Annotated in this window: 16 protein-coding genes; 10 read left to right on the forward strand and 6 right to left on the reverse strand. The window is 66.7% G+C overall.

All coding sequences use genetic code 11. The features are described from left to right. The first annotated feature begins 28 nt into the window (after positions 1-28). Positions 29-1,396 carry an FAD-binding oxidoreductase gene (locus tag ACJH6J_RS01180; RefSeq protein ID WP_212814281.1) on the forward strand — a complete coding sequence of 456 codons (1,368 nt, stop codon included), beginning with the start codon at positions 29-31 and terminating at the stop codon, positions 1,394-1,396. Here ACJH6J_RS01180 and ACJH6J_RS01185 read toward each other — a convergent pair. Then, positions 1,371-1,646, reverse strand: a complete 276-nt coding sequence (locus ACJH6J_RS01185) for a hypothetical protein (protein WP_212814279.1) — start codon at positions 1,644-1,646, stop codon at positions 1,371-1,373. The two genes, ACJH6J_RS01180 and ACJH6J_RS01185, sit on opposite strands and share 26 nt — an antisense overlap. Before the next feature lie 142 nt (positions 1,647-1,788). Here ACJH6J_RS01185 and ACJH6J_RS01190 point away from each other — a divergent pair, with 142 nt between their 5' ends. Genes ACJH6J_RS01190 through ACJH6J_RS01200 form a run of 3 tightly spaced genes read left to right on the forward strand, consistent with a single transcriptional unit; the run spans position 1,789 to position 4,721 of the window. Further along, positions 1,789-2,229, forward strand: coding sequence for a three-helix bundle dimerization domain-containing protein (locus ACJH6J_RS01190; RefSeq protein ID WP_212814277.1), 441 nt, complete (start codon positions 1,789-1,791; stop codon positions 2,227-2,229). A 45-nt stretch (positions 2,230-2,274) separates the two neighbouring features. Continuing rightward, complete coding sequence (locus ACJH6J_RS01195; protein ID WP_212814275.1) at positions 2,275-3,429, forward strand: acyl-CoA dehydrogenase family protein; 1,155 nt, start codon at positions 2,275-2,277, stop codon at positions 3,427-3,429. After that, positions 3,429-4,721 carry a ClC family H(+)/Cl(-) exchange transporter gene (locus ACJH6J_RS01200; protein WP_212814273.1) on the forward strand — a complete coding sequence of 431 codons (1,293 nt, stop codon included), beginning with the start codon at positions 3,429-3,431 and terminating at the stop codon, positions 4,719-4,721. The genes ACJH6J_RS01195 and ACJH6J_RS01200 overlap by 1 nt, the downstream gene beginning before the upstream one ends. 1 nt (position 4,722) lies before the next feature. On the opposite strand, the gene ACJH6J_RS01205 is transcribed toward ACJH6J_RS01200, so the two are convergent. Beyond that, positions 4,723-5,736, reverse strand: coding sequence for an NAD-dependent epimerase/dehydratase family protein (locus ACJH6J_RS01205; RefSeq protein WP_212814271.1), 1,014 nt, complete (start codon positions 5,734-5,736; stop codon positions 4,723-4,725). A 270-nt stretch (positions 5,737-6,006) separates the two neighbouring features. Continuing rightward, positions 6,007-6,921, reverse strand: coding sequence for an acetoacetate decarboxylase (locus ACJH6J_RS01210; RefSeq protein WP_212814269.1), 915 nt, complete (start codon positions 6,919-6,921; stop codon positions 6,007-6,009). A 192-nt stretch (positions 6,922-7,113) separates the two neighbouring features. Here ACJH6J_RS01210 and ACJH6J_RS01215 point away from each other — a divergent pair, with 192 nt between their 5' ends. The 3 genes from ACJH6J_RS01215 to ACJH6J_RS01225 are packed head-to-tail and all read left to right on the forward strand — an operon-like array spanning position 7,114 to position 10,084. Beyond that, positions 7,114-8,079 (forward strand): alpha/beta hydrolase, encoded by a 966-nt coding sequence (locus ACJH6J_RS01215; protein WP_212814267.1) that lies wholly within the window; start codon positions 7,114-7,116, stop codon positions 8,077-8,079. Continuing rightward, a complete protein-coding gene (locus ACJH6J_RS01220) occupies positions 8,076-9,650 on the forward strand; it encodes a succinic semialdehyde dehydrogenase (protein ID WP_212814265.1) in 1,575 nt (524 codons plus the stop codon). The genes ACJH6J_RS01215 and ACJH6J_RS01220 overlap by 4 nt, the downstream gene beginning before the upstream one ends. Next, positions 9,647-10,084, forward strand: coding sequence for a nitroreductase family deazaflavin-dependent oxidoreductase (locus ACJH6J_RS01225; protein ID WP_212814263.1), 438 nt, complete (start codon positions 9,647-9,649; stop codon positions 10,082-10,084). Before ACJH6J_RS01220 ends, ACJH6J_RS01225 begins: the two co-directional genes overlap by 4 nt. Before the next feature lie 126 nt (positions 10,085-10,210). On the opposite strand, the gene ACJH6J_RS01230 is transcribed toward ACJH6J_RS01225, so the two are convergent. Further along, a complete protein-coding gene (locus tag ACJH6J_RS01230; RefSeq protein ID WP_212814261.1) occupies positions 10,211-10,903 on the reverse strand; it encodes a type 1 glutamine amidotransferase domain-containing protein in 693 nt (230 codons plus the stop codon). 153 nt (positions 10,904-11,056) lie between these two features. Between ACJH6J_RS01230 and ACJH6J_RS01235 the strand changes: the two genes are divergently transcribed. From ACJH6J_RS01235 to ACJH6J_RS01245, 3 genes are read left to right on the forward strand one after another with little or no spacing between them, the layout of a single operon-like run. Beyond that, the gene (locus ACJH6J_RS01235; RefSeq protein WP_244872883.1) at positions 11,057-12,082 is read left to right on the forward strand and encodes an AraC family transcriptional regulator; all 1,026 of its coding nucleotides are present in this window, start codon (positions 11,057-11,059) and stop codon (positions 12,080-12,082) included. Next, positions 12,079-13,134 (forward strand): AraC family transcriptional regulator, encoded by a 1,056-nt coding sequence (locus tag ACJH6J_RS01240; RefSeq protein WP_212814259.1) that lies wholly within the window; start codon positions 12,079-12,081, stop codon positions 13,132-13,134. Before ACJH6J_RS01235 ends, ACJH6J_RS01240 begins: the two co-directional genes overlap by 4 nt. Before the next feature lie 60 nt (positions 13,135-13,194). Beyond that, entirely contained in the window at positions 13,195-14,190 is a 996-nt protein-coding gene (locus ACJH6J_RS01245; RefSeq protein WP_212814257.1) for an NAD(P)H-quinone oxidoreductase, read from the forward strand. Here the strand turns inward: ACJH6J_RS01245 and ACJH6J_RS01250 are convergent. Next, the gene (locus tag ACJH6J_RS01250; RefSeq protein ID WP_212814255.1) at positions 14,187-14,492 is read right to left on the reverse strand and encodes a three-helix bundle dimerization domain-containing protein; all 306 of its coding nucleotides are present in this window, start codon (positions 14,490-14,492) and stop codon (positions 14,187-14,189) included. The two genes, ACJH6J_RS01245 and ACJH6J_RS01250, sit on opposite strands and share 4 nt — an antisense overlap. Beyond that, positions 14,489-15,400, reverse strand: a complete 912-nt coding sequence (locus ACJH6J_RS01255) for a universal stress protein (RefSeq protein ID WP_244872882.1) — start codon at positions 15,398-15,400, stop codon at positions 14,489-14,491. Before ACJH6J_RS01255 ends, ACJH6J_RS01250 begins: the two co-directional genes overlap by 4 nt. Between the last annotated feature and the right edge of the window lie 174 nt (positions 15,401-15,574).

Here is a 15,574-nt window from a genome sequence, read left to right on the forward strand (position 1 = left end):
ACGACCGCGGTCTCGATACAGTCCGACGATGCACGCCGCCGCACTGAACCGTCTGGCCGATGCCCTGCCCGACGGCGCGCTGATCACCGATCCCGACATCATCGAGCGCTACCGCCGAGATTCGGCAGCCGACCCGAACGCCGGCACCCCCATCGCCGTGGTGCGCCCCGCCGGTACCGCTGACGTGCAGCAGGTGCTGCGGTGGGCCGCCGAACACCGCGTCGCCGTGGTACCGCGCGGCGCCGGATCGGGCCTGTCCGGCGGGGCCGACGCCGTCGACGGATCCGTGGTGCTCAGCACCGAACGGATGCGGGACATCCGGATCGATCCGGCCACCCGGACAGCCGTGGTGCAGCCGGGCCTGACCAACACCGAGGTCAAGCGCGCGGCTGCCGAACACGGTCTGTGGTATCCGCCGGACCCGTCGTCCATCGACATCTCGTCGATCGGCGGCAATGCCGCGACCAACGCGGGCGGCCTGTGCTGCGTGAAGTACGGCGTCACCGGTGATTACGTGCTCGGCATGGAGGTCGTGCTGGCCGACGGCACGGCATTGCGGCTGGGTGGTCCGTTACTGAAAGACGTTGCGGGACTGTCGTTGACGAAACTGTTCATCGGGTCCGAGGGGATTCTGGGGGTTATCACCGAGCTGACGCTGCGGTTGATCCCGGCTCAACCGCCCGCGTCGACCGTGGTGGCTTTGTTCGACTCCGTCGAGGATGCCGCCAACGCCGTGGTCGCCATCACCGGTGAAATCCGGCCGGCCATGCTGGAATTCATGGATCACGCGAGCATCAACGCCGCCGAGGACCACATGCGGATGGGCCTGGACCGGTCTGCCCGGGCGATGTTGTTGATGCAGTCCGACGCGCCGGGGGCCGCGGCGGAAGAAGTGGCGACGATCGTGCGCAACTGCGAGAAGTGCGGCGCCACCGAGGTTTTCGCCACCGATGATCCGGCCGAGGGCGCCGCGTTCACCGCCGCCCGCCGCGGCATGTTCGGCGCGGTCGAGAAGCTCGGCAGCTTATTGCTCGAGGACGTGGGCGTCCCGATACCGCAACTTCCCGCGTTGGTCACGGGGGTCGAGGACATCGCCGATACCTGCGACGTGCAGATCTACATGGTGGCGCACGCCGGCGACGGCAACACCCATCCGATCATCGTGTACGACCCCACCGACCCCGACGCCACCGACCGCGCCCAGCGCGCGTTCGCCCGCATCATGGAGCTGGCCATCGGGCTCGGCGGCACCATCACCGGCGAACATGGCGTCGGACGGCTGAAGCGGGACTGGCTACCCGCTCAGCTGGGCGACGACGCCATTGCCCTGACGCGGCGCATCAAAGACGCGCTGGATCCGCAGGGCATTCTCAACCCCGGTGCGGTGCTGCGCTAGTCACCTCGACGTGGGCCCGGACCCGTCCGGCGTCGTCGCACCAGCCCTTGCTCGCGGCGTATGCCAGCATGCCGGCCAGGTTCTGCCGCCATTGGTCGTCATCGCCCCGGCCGGCCAGGTCGGTCAGCACGTCCGGCGCGATCCAGGCGTGCTCGGGTACCTCGATGACCACCTTGAAGGCCGTGAAGTCGTCCGGTTCACGCACCTCGACGACTGGTGGGATTCCGGTGGGGTCGATGTGCAGGTACATTCGCGCTCCTTCGTTGACGGGCGCCGCCGATTGTGTGCGGGACCACCGGCCGCTGGCGGCACGTGTCCCACCCCGTGGGGCGAAAAGTCGATCTCACGTGCGCGTCGCCTGGCGGTAACCAACGATCCGTACAGTCGCTGGCATGTCCGAAGAACCCACGAGCCTCGCCGAGCAGACCTTCCGGGATCTGCTCACCGCGGCCATCACGCGGGGAGACCGGCCGCCACCCACCACGATTCTGGGCCCGACCTGCTGGATTGCGCTCGACGCGCTGGCCCGCGAGCACCCGGACGCCACGCCCGAGCGCGTCATCGCGGCGTACGACGCGTTCGCGATCGAACATCAGGGCACCGGCGGAACCGAGAACGACGTCGAGGCCGAGGTCGATCCCACCACCGCGCGGGCCACCGAATACGCCGCCATCGACGCGCTGGTGGCGCAACTGACCATCACCTACCCGAACATCGACCCCCGGACGGTGCGGGCCGTTGTCCGCCGGATACACGCCGATTTCCACGATCACGCGGTGCGGGACTTCATCCCACTCTTCGTGGAGCAGGCTGCGCACCGGAAACTCGCCTAGACCGACCTGCTTCGAGAGCGGCACCGCCCTGGCAAGGTAGTGCCCGTGTCCACTCACCTGACCGACGAAGAGGCCCTGCTCGTCGCGACCGTGCGCGCGTTCATCGACCGCGACGTCAAGCCCACGGTGCGCGATGTCGAACACGCCAACACCTACCCCGAGGCGTGGATCGAACAGATGAAGCAGATCGGCATCTACGGGCTCGCGATCCCCGACGAGTATGGCGGTTCCCCGGTGTCGATGCCGTGTTATGTCGAAGTGACGCAGGAACTCTCACGCGGATGGATGAGCCTGGCCGGCGCCATGGGCGGTCACACCGTGGTGGCCAAGCTGATCGGCCTGTTCGGCACCGACGAACAGAAGCAGACGTACCTGCCGCGCATGGCCACCGGTGAACTGCGCGCGACCATGGCGCTGACCGAACCGGGCGGCGGCTCGGATCTGCAGAACATGTCGACCACTGCCCGCCGGGACGGCACCGACCTGGTGATCAACGGATCCAAGACATGGATCAGCAACGCGCGCCGCTCGGGGCTGATCGCACTGCTGTGCAAGACCGACCCGTCCGCCGAGCCACGGCACAAAGGCATTTCGGTGGTGCTCGTCGAACACGGTCCCGGGCTGACGGTGTCACGCGATCTGCCCAAGCTGGGCTACAAGGGTGTCGAATCCTGCGAGCTGACGTTCGACGGCTACCGCACGCCCGCGTCGTCGATCCTCGGGGGCGAGCCCGGCAAGGGCTTCGGCCAGATGATGAAAGGCCTTGAGACAGGCCGGATTCAGGTGGCCTCGCGTGCGCTCGGCGTCGCGACCGCGGCGTTGGAGGACGCACTCGACTACGCGCAGGAACGCGAGAGCTTCGGGCAGCCGATCTGGAAGCACCAGTCCGTCGGCAACTACCTGGCGGACATGGCCACCAAACTCACCGCGGCGCGCCAGCTGACGCGGTATGCCGCCGAGCGCTACGACAGCGGCGAACGCTGCGACATGGAAGCCGGCATGGCCAAGCTGTTCGCATCCGAGATCGCCATGGAGATCGCGCTCAATGCCGTCCGGATCCACGGTGGCTACGGCTATTCCACCGAATACGACGTCGAACGCTACTTCCGCGACGCCCCGCTGATGATCGTCGGCGAAGGCACCAACGAAATCCAGCGCAACGTCATCGCCGCGCAGTTGGTCGCCCGCGGTGGGCTCTGATGGATAAGGGACGCGCCGGCAACGTCATCGGGTTCGTCCTCGCGGCAGCCGTCGTCGGTGCGTTGACCGGTCTGGCGGCGGGCAGCTTCCGCGTGCTGCTCGATTACGCGACACAGTGGCGCGCCTCGTTGTCGCAGTGGTCTCACGAAAGTTGGTGGGGCCCCATCGTCGTCGTCGCCATCTGTGCCGCCTGCACCGCGCTGGCCGCGTCGCTGGTCCGCCGCGTCGAACCGTTCGCCGAGGGCAGCGGTATTCCGCGCGTCGAGGCAGTGGTCGCCGGCCGCGCCGAACCGGGCCGGTTCCGAATCCTGCCGGTCAAGTACGTCGGTGGACTGCTGGCCCTCGGCTCGGGCCTCGCCCTCGGCCGCGAAGGGCCGTCGGTGCAGATGGGCGGTTCCATCGCCGTCATCGTCGCCTCGGCGACCCGCCGTCCCCAAGCGGATCTGCGCATCCTCGCCGCCGCCGGTGCGGCCGCCGGCCTGGCGACCGCGTTCAACGCGCCGATCGCCGGCGGGGTGTTCGTCCTGGAGGAGCTCGTCAAGCGCTTCGACCCGCGCACCACCGTCGCCACGCTGGTCGCCTCGGCGTCCGGGTTCATGGCGGCCTACCCATTCGTCCGCTCGGGCAGTGAATTCGAGGTGCCGGCCCTGGCCGATCCGGCGCTGGCCGACTCCGGGTGGATACTGGCCGTCGGCGTGCTCACCGGAGTCCTGGGGGTGCTCTACAACAAAGCCATCATGTTCGGCCTGCGCACCGCCGATACCAGCCGCTGGCCGGTCGAGGTCCGTGCCGCACTCATCGGCGCCGGCGTCGGTGTGCTGGTCTGGTACTCCCCCAACCTCGCAGGTGGCGGCGACCACCTCACCCAGGAAGCGCTGCTGGGCCACGGCGCCATCGGTGCCGTCACGGCGGTGCTGGTGCTGCGTTTCGTCCTGGGCGTGGTCTCGTATGCCGCGGGTACACCGGGCGGCCTGTTCGCACCGATGCTCGTCCTCGGCGCCGATGTCGGACTGATCGTCGGCCTGATCGCGACCCATGTCGCGCCACAATCGGCGCCTGCTCCGGCGGCCCTTGCCCTCATCGGCATGGCAGCGTTCTTCACCGCCACCGTCCAGGCGCCGGTGACGGGCCTCATCCTCGCCACCGAACTCACGGGCAGCGCGAACCAGCTGCCCCCGATGCTCGGTGCCTGTGCGACGGCGCTATTGGTCGCCATCGCACTCGGCTCGCGACCGATCTACGACCTGCTCACCGACCGGGCAGCCGCTGCCGCCACAGCCGCGAAAACGTAGCTCAGCGCAGATTGCCGGCGTATCTGCTTGGCAGCGCACCGATTTCGATGAGCCACAGCAGGGTGTCGCGGGCGGTTTCCTCGAACGGCCGCGCGACGACGCCGAGGTCCTCCGTGGTGGGCGACGTGTCGAAGCGGGTGTCCCGCTCGGCGAGCTCGACGGTCTCGACGTCCGCGGGGAGGTGAATGTCGTCCGGCAGCACCTTGTTGAGCAGTTCCACGAAACGGCTGAAGGGCTTGGCCACGATGGACGGCGTCGTCACGAATGGCAGCCAGCGTCCGGTGATCTTGTGCAGCGTGCCGTGCATCAGGTCCCCGGTCAGGTGATGGCCGGGCACCACATAGCGACGCGGTCCGTTGCCCCGCACCATGCATGCGGCAACGACATCGGCGACATCGCGGACGTCGACGTAGTGGGCACCGCCCCTCGGCCACACGGGAAGCCAGCCCTTCACGATCCAGGTGAACAGCTCGACCTGAGTCCCCAGATACGGATCGTGCGGTCCCAACACGCCACCGGGGTACACCGACACCACGGGAGCCCCGCCCGACTGGAATGCTCGAATCTGTACCTCTGAATCACGTTTCGACTTGGCGTACGGCAGGCCGACGTCGCCCAGCGGCAGGTCGGGTCCGCCGCCGTCGCGACACGTGAGGGCCACTGTCGACGAAATGTGCACGATGGGATCCAGGCCGCGTTCCACCGCACCGCCCACGACCAATTCCGTTGCGCGCAGGTTGGTCCGGGTGATCTCGGCGGCTCGGCGCGCGTCGAGACTGAACACGGCGGCCGCGTGGACGACGGCGTCGACACCGTCGAGTCCGGCAGCCACCACCTCGCGGTCCAGCACATCACCGACGACGATGTCGTCGACCGAAACACCCAGCGGTTCAAGTGATATCGGCACCTGCTCCGCCCGCCGAACCAGCATCCGCACATCGTGTCCGTCACGGATCAGCACGGCAACGATATGCGCTCCGACAAAGCCCGTCCCCCCGGTCACCAGAACCTTCATCGTCCGTCCTTCCCGGGGCTCGCCGGCCATTGTCGGTATGGCGCCGACCCCGCACAGGCCGCTGGGCCGCGTCGCCGCCCGCACCCTATCCCCGACCCGCGGCCATTCGCTGGAAATCCGGATCACGCTTCGGCGTCACTATCGGCACCATCGCCGGCGACGGCCGCCCTCAGCTTCTCGACCGCGTGCCGGCCGATGTCGACGGAGTTCTGGATGATGCCGGAAATCCCTTCTGCGACATCACCTCTGATAACGCGTCCAGGTACCCGCTCAGCCGAAGGCGTTCAGCGGCCGCGGCAAGTTCAGGACCAACTGCGCATCCTTGGCGATGTCCAGGCTCAGGACCCGGGACGCGCCGAGCCCGTCGAGCAGGTCGCTGAGCGGGCCGCCGTTACGGGCGATGGTCACGTCGCGAGGGAAGCTGCGCTGCGCGTACGACAGCGTGTTGGACTGCACCGACGTCTGGCGCCACTGGCCGTCGACCAGATGGATCATGGTGTTGGTACCCATGCGGGACTGCGACGGCACGTCGGTGAACTCGGGCAGCGGCGCGTGCAGCGTCACATCGGGTTTCCCTGTGGGCCCGTCGATCTCGGCGTGCACGGCGTCACTGATGTCGACGCTGATGTCGGTGCGCCACTTCGGCAGCTGGTAACCGTTGACTCCGCGAACCCGGGCGATCTCGGTGGTGACCGGTAGCGCCAGCACGTGCGCGTAGAAGTTCCTGCGCCGCAGGGCATTCAGCAGTTCGAGTTCGGGCAGCAGGCCCGACACCACGCCGTGGTCTCCGGGCTTGCGAATGACGGCGGCAACGGACACCTCATCGTAGGGATCGTTGTCGCACACCGCGTACGAGAAGAACGTCAGCGCGGCGATGCCGTAACCGGGCACGGCGCGCAATGGCTCCAGCGGGGCGGGGAGCATCGCGGCCAAACGGTCCAGCGGCGCAAGCAGATTCGCCTGAACGATGCTGGCGCGGTAGTAGAAGTTCGGCGCCCACAACGGCCCCACCCGTGAGTCGACCTGAACCTTCGGGATGCGCCGGAACCAGTCGATGTTGCCTACCGCGGGGTCTTGTGCCACCTCGTCCAGATTCGGGTTCGAGCGGTAGCGGTCGTAGTAACCGCCCTTCGGCACCTCGACGGTCTGGCCGGCGAATTCGACCTCGGTGAGTTGCGTAGCCATGGTGATGGACCTCGTCCTTCGTAGGGATTGACAGCTCAAGGCTGACAGCAGTCGGCCACGGTCCACAGGTGTCGGATGGCCAATAACTTGTGATAAGTGGCCAAACAGGTGTCACGGGCCGGCAAGTGGACAACTATCGAACAGGTCCCACCTCGTTGAGCAGTTCCACCCCGTGAGCATGAGGAGACAACCATGACCGACATCAAGCCGGTGCTCGAGCCCGAGGCGCTCGCCTTCTGCCAGGCCACCGACACACCGCCATTCCTCTACCAGCTGCCGCCGGCCGAAGGCCGCAAGACGGTCGACGAGGTGCAGTCCGGCGCAGTCCAGATGCCCGACGTCGACGACGAGTGGATCACCGTCGAGGGTGGACCCACGGGCTCGGTGCAGGTCCGCATCGTCAAGCCCGCCGGGACCACCGGCCCCCTGCCGGTGATCTTCTACATCCATGGCGCGGGCTGGGTATTCGGCAACGCCCACACGCACGACCGCCTGGTCCGGGAACTGGCCGTCGGCGCCGACGCCGCCGTGGTGTTCCCCGAGTACGACCTGTCCCCCGAGGCCAAGTATCCGACCGCCATCGAGCAGAACTACGCCGCCGCACAATGGGTCTTCGCCCACGGCGCCGAAAAAGGTTTGGATTCTTCGCGATTCGCGGTGTCCGGCGATTCGGTGGGTGGCGACATGGCCGCCGTGCTCACGCTCATGGCCAAGGACCGGGGCGACGTGACGATCTGCCACCAGGTGCTGCTCTACCCCGTCACCGCGGCGGACTTCGACACGCCGTCGTATCACCAGTTCGCCGAACACTACTTCCTGAGCCGCGAGGGCATGAAGTGGTTCTGGGATCAGTACACCGAGAACGACGCGCAACGCGATGAGATCTACGCGTCACCGTTGCGTGCCACCGTCGAGCAGCTCGAAGGCCTACCACCGGCTCTGGTGATCACCGCCGAGGCCGACGTCCTGCGCGACGGCGGCGAGGCCTACGCCGCGAAACTGCGCGAGGCCGGTGTGCCTGTCGTGCAGGTGCGGTTCGGCGGCATCATCCACGACTTCATGATGCTCAACGCGCTCCGTTCAACCCACGCGGCCACTGCCGCAATCAAACTCGCGCAGGACACGCTGCGCACCGCACTGCAGGAGAAGACACCATGACGACATTCGCGTCTCCGCCCGTGGCCGGCCCCCGCGCCGCGCTGCTGCGGAACCTGGCCGGCCGGGTACAGGCAATCGACCCCGGCTCCCGTCTCGAAGTCCTCAACTCGATGACCGGTCAGATACTCGCGGATGTCCCGCGGTGCACGCCTGCCGACGTCGCGGCGGCTGCCGAACGGGCCCGCGCGGTCCAGCCCGCATGGGCCGCAACGCCCGTCGAGGACCGCGCGGCCATGCTGCTGCGCTTCCACGATCTGGTGCTGGACCGTCAGGACGAAGTGCTCGACCTCATTCAGCTCGAGAACGGCAAGGCACGGCGCCACGCCTTCGAAGAGATCATCGACGTCGCCATGGTGTCGCGTTATTACGCCAACACCGCTGCCGACTACCTCAAACCGAAGCGGCGGCAGGGCGCGCAGTTGGCCCTCACCCAGGTGTGGGAACTGCACCATCCGAAAGGCCTGGTCGGCGTCATCTCGCCGTGGAACTATCCGCTGACGCTGGGCATCAGCGACGCCCTGCCCGCGATCGTCGCGGGGAACGCGGTGCTCACCAAACCGGACCAGCAGACGCCGTTCGCCACGCTCTGGGCGGTGCGGCTGCTCGAAGAGGCCGGTATGCCACAGGGTTTGGTGCAGGTGGTGACGGGCTCGGGTGCCGAGTTGGGCACGTCGATCATCGAACAGTCCGACTTTCTGATGTTCACCGGCTCGACCGCGGTCGGCCGCACGGTCGCCGCGCAGGCAGGCGAGCGGCTGATCGACTGTTCGATGGAACTGGGTGGCAAGAACGCGCTGCTGATCCTCGACGACGCCGACGTGGACAAGGCCGTCGACGGCGCGATCCGGGCCTGCTTCTCGAACACCGGTCAGTTGTGCATCTCGATCGAACGCATCTATGTGCCGGCGGCGTTGTGGGACAGCTTCACCACCCGGTTTGCCGCCGCCACCAAGAAGATGAAACTTTCCGGCGCCCTGGACTATTCAGCCGACATGGGCTCGCTGATCTCCGAGAAGCAGCTGACGACGGTGACCCGTCACGTCGCTGACGCGGTGGACAACGGCGCGGTCGTCCTCGCCGGCGGCCGCGCCCGTCCCGACCTCGGGCCGTACTTCTACGAACCGACCATCCTGACCGGCGTACATGACGGCATGATGGTGTACGCCGACGAGACCTTCGGACCGCTGGTGTCTCTCTACCGGGTAGAGAGCGAGGCCGAGGCCATCGACAAGGCCAACGACAGCCCGTACGGCCTGAACTTCAGTGTGTGGACGTCGAATCCGAAACGCGGGCGGGCCGTGGCCGCCAAACTGCAGGCGGGCACCGTCAATGTCAACGACGCCTACGCCGCCGCGTGGGCATCGGTCGACGCACCGATGGGCGGCATGAAGGCCTCCGGCATGGGCCGCCGCCACGGCGAGCACGGCATCCTCAAATACACCGAGTCCCAGACGATCGCCGTCGAGCGGCTGTTGCCCGTCGGTGCACCGGCCTGGCTCGGCGCGGGTACCTACGCCCGTGTCATGACACAAGGCATCCGCCTGCTGCGCCGGCTCCCGGGCGTCAAATGAACAGCAACACGTTGAGTGACGCCGGTGCCAAGCTCATGAACCGCGCACACCGGCTGATCCTGACCCTCAGCGGAAACAGGCTGTTGGCCAAGCCCTTCGGCATGGCGCTGGTGGAGCTGCATACGACAGGTCGCAAATCCGGGCTGCCGCGGTCCTGCTATCTGACGTCGCCCGTGCACAATTCGCGTCAGGTCGTGCTCGTCGCCTCCAAGGGCGGCGACGACCGCAACCCGGACTGGTACCGCAACCTCCAGGCCAACCCCGAGTGCGAGATCGTGATGGACGGACAGCGCCGGCAGATGTCTGCGCGCACCGCAACAGCCGCAGAAAAGGCCGAGCTGTGGCCGAAGATCGTATCCGCCTACCGGGGCTACGCCGACTACCAACGACGGACCAGCCGGGACATACCGGTCGTGATCTGCGAGCCGAGATGACCAACCAGATCATCGTTTTCGGCGCGACCGGGTATCTGGCCGCGACTGTGCGATCAGCGCCTCTCAACCATGGATCTGACGATCTGTGCGCACCCTCGACCCGAATCTGCCCGGCTCGGAGGGAAACTAGCCGCGCCCGAGGACTTCGACGACCTTCTTGGCCGTGGCTTTCGCGGAGCCGGGGTTCTGCCCGGTGACGAGGCGACCGTCGGCAACGACGTACGAAGCAAAGGGAATGAGCCCCTTTTCGTAGAGTGCGCCGCGCTTCTTCATTTCTTCTTCGACGTTGTAGGGCACCAGCTTGTCGACGCGGGCCACGACTTCCTCGGTCCAGGAGAAGCCGGTGAGTTTGCGGCCCGCCACGAGCAGCGAGCCGTCCGAAAGCGTGGTGTTCAGCAGCCCGGCGTAGCCGTGGCAGACAGAGGACACGACTCCCCCGCGTTCGAAGATTTCCCGCGAGATACGTTGCAGTCCTTCACTGTCCGGGAAGTCGAACATCACCGCGTGGCCGCCGGTGAAGTAGATGGCGTCGAAATCCGCCGAGTCGATGTCCGCCGGCGCGGCGGTGTCGGCCAGCAGCGCCATCTTGGCGGCCTCGGCTTTCCAGGCTTTGGCGCTCTTGTCGAAGTTGGGGAACTTCAGCGACCGCGGCTCCAGCGGCGAGAGCCCACCCTGGGGGCTGACGATGGTCTGCTCGTAGCCGGCCTCGGCGAAGACGTGGTAGGCATGCGTCAGCTCCGACAACCACAGGCCGGTCGGCTCGGACGGGTCCTCGTAGTGCGAGACGTTGGTGACGACGTTCAGGATGCGCTTGGTCATAGGGCAAGAATTCCGCAGGCGGGAATGCGGCGCTACGAGTTGGCCACTTCTCACAACTTGTTGGCCATTCATCACCTATTGCGTGAGACGGCTCGGCCCCTAGGCTCGGTACCGCAGGGTGACAGAAACCGGATTCGGCCGAATGAGGAGCATGTGAGTACGCACGATGTTCTCCGCTCACCGGCGGGGGTGGCTCTGCTCGTCGATCTCGCGACCGAACACGGAATGCCCGCCACCGCGTCACTGCATGGCACGTCGCTGACCCGCTCCGCCCTCGATGACCTGGACGCCGAAGTGCATCTGCGCGACGAGATCCAGATCATCACCAATATGCTTGCTGCCCTTGATGTCCCCGGCCTCGGCATCGAAGCCGGGCTGCGCTGCCATGCGGCCTCGCCCGGAATCTGGGGCCTGGCGTTGATGAGCTCGCGCACGTTGGGCGAGGCGATGCAGGTGGGCGTATCGCTGGCTGCGCTCAGTTTCTGTCTGTGCCGGCTCACGGTGTCGCCCGACATGACGGACGGCTACGGCCGGCTGATCCTCGACCCGTCCCACCTGCCGTCCGACCTGCGTCAGTTCGCCGTCGAGCGCGACAGCACCGGTATCCAGACGCTGCAGCGTGACCTGCTCATGTCATCGGACGCCCAGCTGCAGGTCGCGTACACCACCGAGCGGCCCGCGGATGACATCGTGCGGAAGTACGTCGACATCTTCGGCGTCGAGCCCGACTTCGGCGCACCGCAGAACTGCCTCATCGTGAGCCTCGACGCGTTGAACAAACCACTGCCCCAGGCGAACCAGTACGCGCGCTCGATGGCCGAGAAGCAAGCCGTCGAACTGCTGCGACAGCGGTCTGCACGTGCCGGTGTCGCGGGCCTCCTGCGCGACATGATGCTGTCGAGTCCGGCGCCCGTGCTGACACTCGACGAGGCCGCGCGGCAGCTGACTGTCAGCGCGCGCACGCTACGCCGGCACCTCGCTCAGGAGGGGGTGTCGCTGCGCGATCTGCAGGAGGAAACCCGTGAGGCACTCGCCGAGGAACTGGTCGCGAGCGGGATGCCGGTTGCCGAAATAGCCGACCGCCTCGGTTATTCGCAGACCTCCAGCTTCACGCAGGCGTTCCGCCGGTGGAAGGGCGTCGGGCCCCGCGAGTACCGCGAGCGATTGCGCGACCGATGACGACGCTTGACCTGCACTCCAAGCGGTCTGCCGCGAGCTTGACGGTGATGCTCGACTGGGCCGCCGACTTCGGCTTGACCGCGCAGCAATGCCTCGCCGGCACCAGGATCCCGGCCGCGGCGATTCGCGTTCCCGATGCCGAGGTCACCGCGCAGCAGGAGCTCAGGGCCATCACCAATATCGTTGCCGCGTTGGGTGATCAGCCCGGCCTCGGCCTGCAGGCGGCGGCCCGGTACCCGGTCACGGCGTTCGGGCTGTGGGGATTCGCCATCCTGACCAGCCCGACCTTGGGCGAGGCGATCGATGTCGCTGTGCGATTCGTCCAATTAAGTTACGCCTTCTGCACTTTCGAGACCCGCCGACACGGTGACGATCTGACGATCGTCATCGACGCCCGCGCCGTGCCGGCACCGATCCGCAGGTTCGTCCTGGAGCGCGACGCAGCGGCCATCCCCAACCTGTACCGGGAAATTCTGGGCGCCACCCCGCCGCCGAGCCGCATCAGCTTCGCCCTCCCCGATCCGGGGCCGGCCGTGACGTTCTATGAAGACATGTTCGGCTCCACGCCGGAATTCGATGACACCGAAACATCGGTCACCATCGAGTCCGGCCTGCTGAATATTCCTCTGCCGCAAGCCAGTAGCCACACCTCCAAGCTCACCGAGCAGCAGTGCCGGATGCTGCTCGAACAGCGGGAAGCCCGTACCGGCCGGGCCGGCCTGGTCCGTGACCTGCTGCTGGCCGACCCCGCCAACCCGCCGAGCCTGCCCCAGGTGGCGGACCGACTCTCGTGCAGTACCCGAACGCTGCGCCGCCAATTGGAGGCCGAGGGCACGTCGTTCCGGAAACTGCTCGACGAAGTGCGCCACCACCTCGGGACGGAGCTGTTGCAGAGCGGCATGACGGTCGAGCAGGTGTCCAACCGGCTGGGCTACACCGATGTCAGCAACTTCTCCCACGCCTTCCACCGCTGGAACGGCTCCAGCCCACGGGCTTACCTGGCACGCCGGAAGACCTACCCGAACAGACCCACGAGAAGTAGCGGGCGATGACCCCGACCACAGTCCGTCAATCACAACCAACCCAATTCCCCATCCCCGGAGGCAAATAACATGTACGCGACAACTCTCAACGGCCACGGTGAGCCCGAGGTGATGGAGTGGGCCAAGGTCGACGACCTTCCCGCGCCCGGGCCCGGCCAGGTCGCCATCGATGTGGTGGCGGCGGGCGTCAACCGCGCCGACGTCATGCAGCGCATGGGCTTCTACCCGCCACCACCGGGCGCCAGCGACATCCCGGGCCTCGAGGTTTCCGGCTACATCGCCGAAGTCGGTGCCGGAGTGCAGGATTGGGCACCCGGTGATGCGGTGTGTGCCCTGCTGGCCGCCGGCGGGTACGCCGAACGCGTCAACGTCGCCGCCAGTCATGTGCTGCCCGTGCCGCAGGGCGTGAGCGTCATCGCCGCCGCGGCGCTGCCGGAAACGGCGGCCACCGTGTGGTCGAACGTCGTCATGACCGGTGGCCTGCAGAGCGGGCAGACGCTGCTGATTCACGGCGGCGGCAGCGGAATCGGCACGCACGCAATACAAGTGGGGCGCGCACTCGGGGCCAACGTGGCGGTGACGGCCGGCACACAATTCAAGCTGGACGCCTGCCGCGAACTCGGCGCGCAGACGTTGATCAACTATCGCGACCAGGACTTCCCGGCGGTGGTCAACGCCGAATACTCTGGCGCCGACGTCATTCTCGACATCATGGGCGGCAGTTACCTCGGCAAGAACGTCGACGCCCTCGCCGAGAACGGCCACCTGACCATCATCGGCTTACAGGGTGGCGCCGTCGCCGAACTGAATCTCGGCACGCTCCTGTTCAAACGAGGATCGGTACATGTGACGAACCTGCGGCGCCGGCCGGAGGAAGGCCCCGGCTCCAAAGCCGAGATCATCAGCGCCCTGCGGCAGCATCTGTGGCCACTGATCGACGCCGGAGCGGTGGTGCCTGTCGTCGCGGCGGAGGTGCCGATCACCGACGCCCCTGAGGCGCACCGGCTGCTCGACTCCGACAAGACCGTCGGAAAGGTGCTGCTGACCGTCCGGGATGCCGACTAGCAGCCCAAATCACTGCCACGCCGAATGCGGTCGGCGACGATCCGCTCGACCAACAGTGGGACGAACGCTTGAATTCGGGCATCCGCGAACTGCATCGCAGTCTCCCGGCACCAGCCCGCGATCTCCGCATCCCGCGCGGTATCGTGGCGCCCCTCGCGAAGAGCGAGTTTCGCCGCAACGTGGGCAATCCAGTCCGTACGGGCGGTGTCACGGGACTGCCGCGTCCTGAATTCGGTCGCCACCGACCCTTGTCTGGTTGCCGATTGGGTGCACCGGATCGGCTGATGCAGCACCTGGGTCATGACTGCCCTACCGTCAGCAGCTCGGTCGAACTCTGGTGGCAAGCTGTTCCATTGCCACGTGATGGGCGGTAGGCCGGCCGGACGAACAACAGTGTGCAGTCCGAACCTTTCAAGGTCTCGCGCATTTCGTCGCCGGTCAGTTCCGCAACCAAGTCCCGGTCGTCTCCCCGCACGATGACAAGCTGGTCGATGCATGCACTCTGCCGAAGCAAGTTGCTCAGATGCCCCGGCATCGCCAGGGTGACCGACTCGAGGTAACTGTTGTCCGCGGCTCTCAAATACCGCTCCAGAGCGGCGTGCACCGGATTGCTGACATCGACCGGCTCACCCGAATGCGACCAGGGCTCCAGCATCAGAATCGGCGCATCACGCCATGCCGAATCAGACTCAGCAGCCTTCAATACTGCTGCAGCAGAGGCTGATTCGTCCAGGACAGCCACGATCCACTTGCGATGGTCGAACTCGCGATGTTTCCGCCGGATGATCGCGACTGAGCCTGGCGCGCTCCGGGCCACCTCAACAGCCGTCGATCCGCGCGGAGCATCAGGCGTGTCATGTGTTCCGCGGTCGCCGACGCACACCACAGCCGCCTGGCGGGACTCATCGGCAAGGCATTCAGCCGGGGTGCCCGAGAGAATCTCTGATTCGAGCTTCACGTCGACGCGTGTAGCGGTCACGGCTTTCCACGCCTTGTGCAACGCGTGCTGAGCGCGGTCGATGCTCTCCTGGTGGTCGGCATGATCCGAGTCGATGACGTAGACCAGCCGCAACGTGGTGTCCCGGCTCGCCGCCTCGAGTGCGGCCCAGCGCGCAGCGCGCACCGCATGTTTGGAACCGTCGATGCCGACGACGACCGGATTGACCGGGGCTTGGATGTTCATCAAAAGTCCTTGTGCCGTAGTGGTCATGCAGCTCTCCGATGCCATCTGACCGCACTGCTCGAACACGGCATAGTGTCGAAGGTCCTCGCGAGATCCGAAAAGTGCTCTGTCGACACCCGATGACGTGCTTGACCGCCAACGGCCGAGGTAATGATGACTTCCGACCCTGTGCGAAGCGTCCGAACCGTCGCAGGCTTCTAG

Origin of the sequence: Mycobacterium sp. SMC-18, from assembly GCF_045310895.1 — a bacterium.
Lineage (GTDB): Bacteria > Actinomycetota > Actinomycetes > Mycobacteriales > Mycobacteriaceae > Mycobacterium.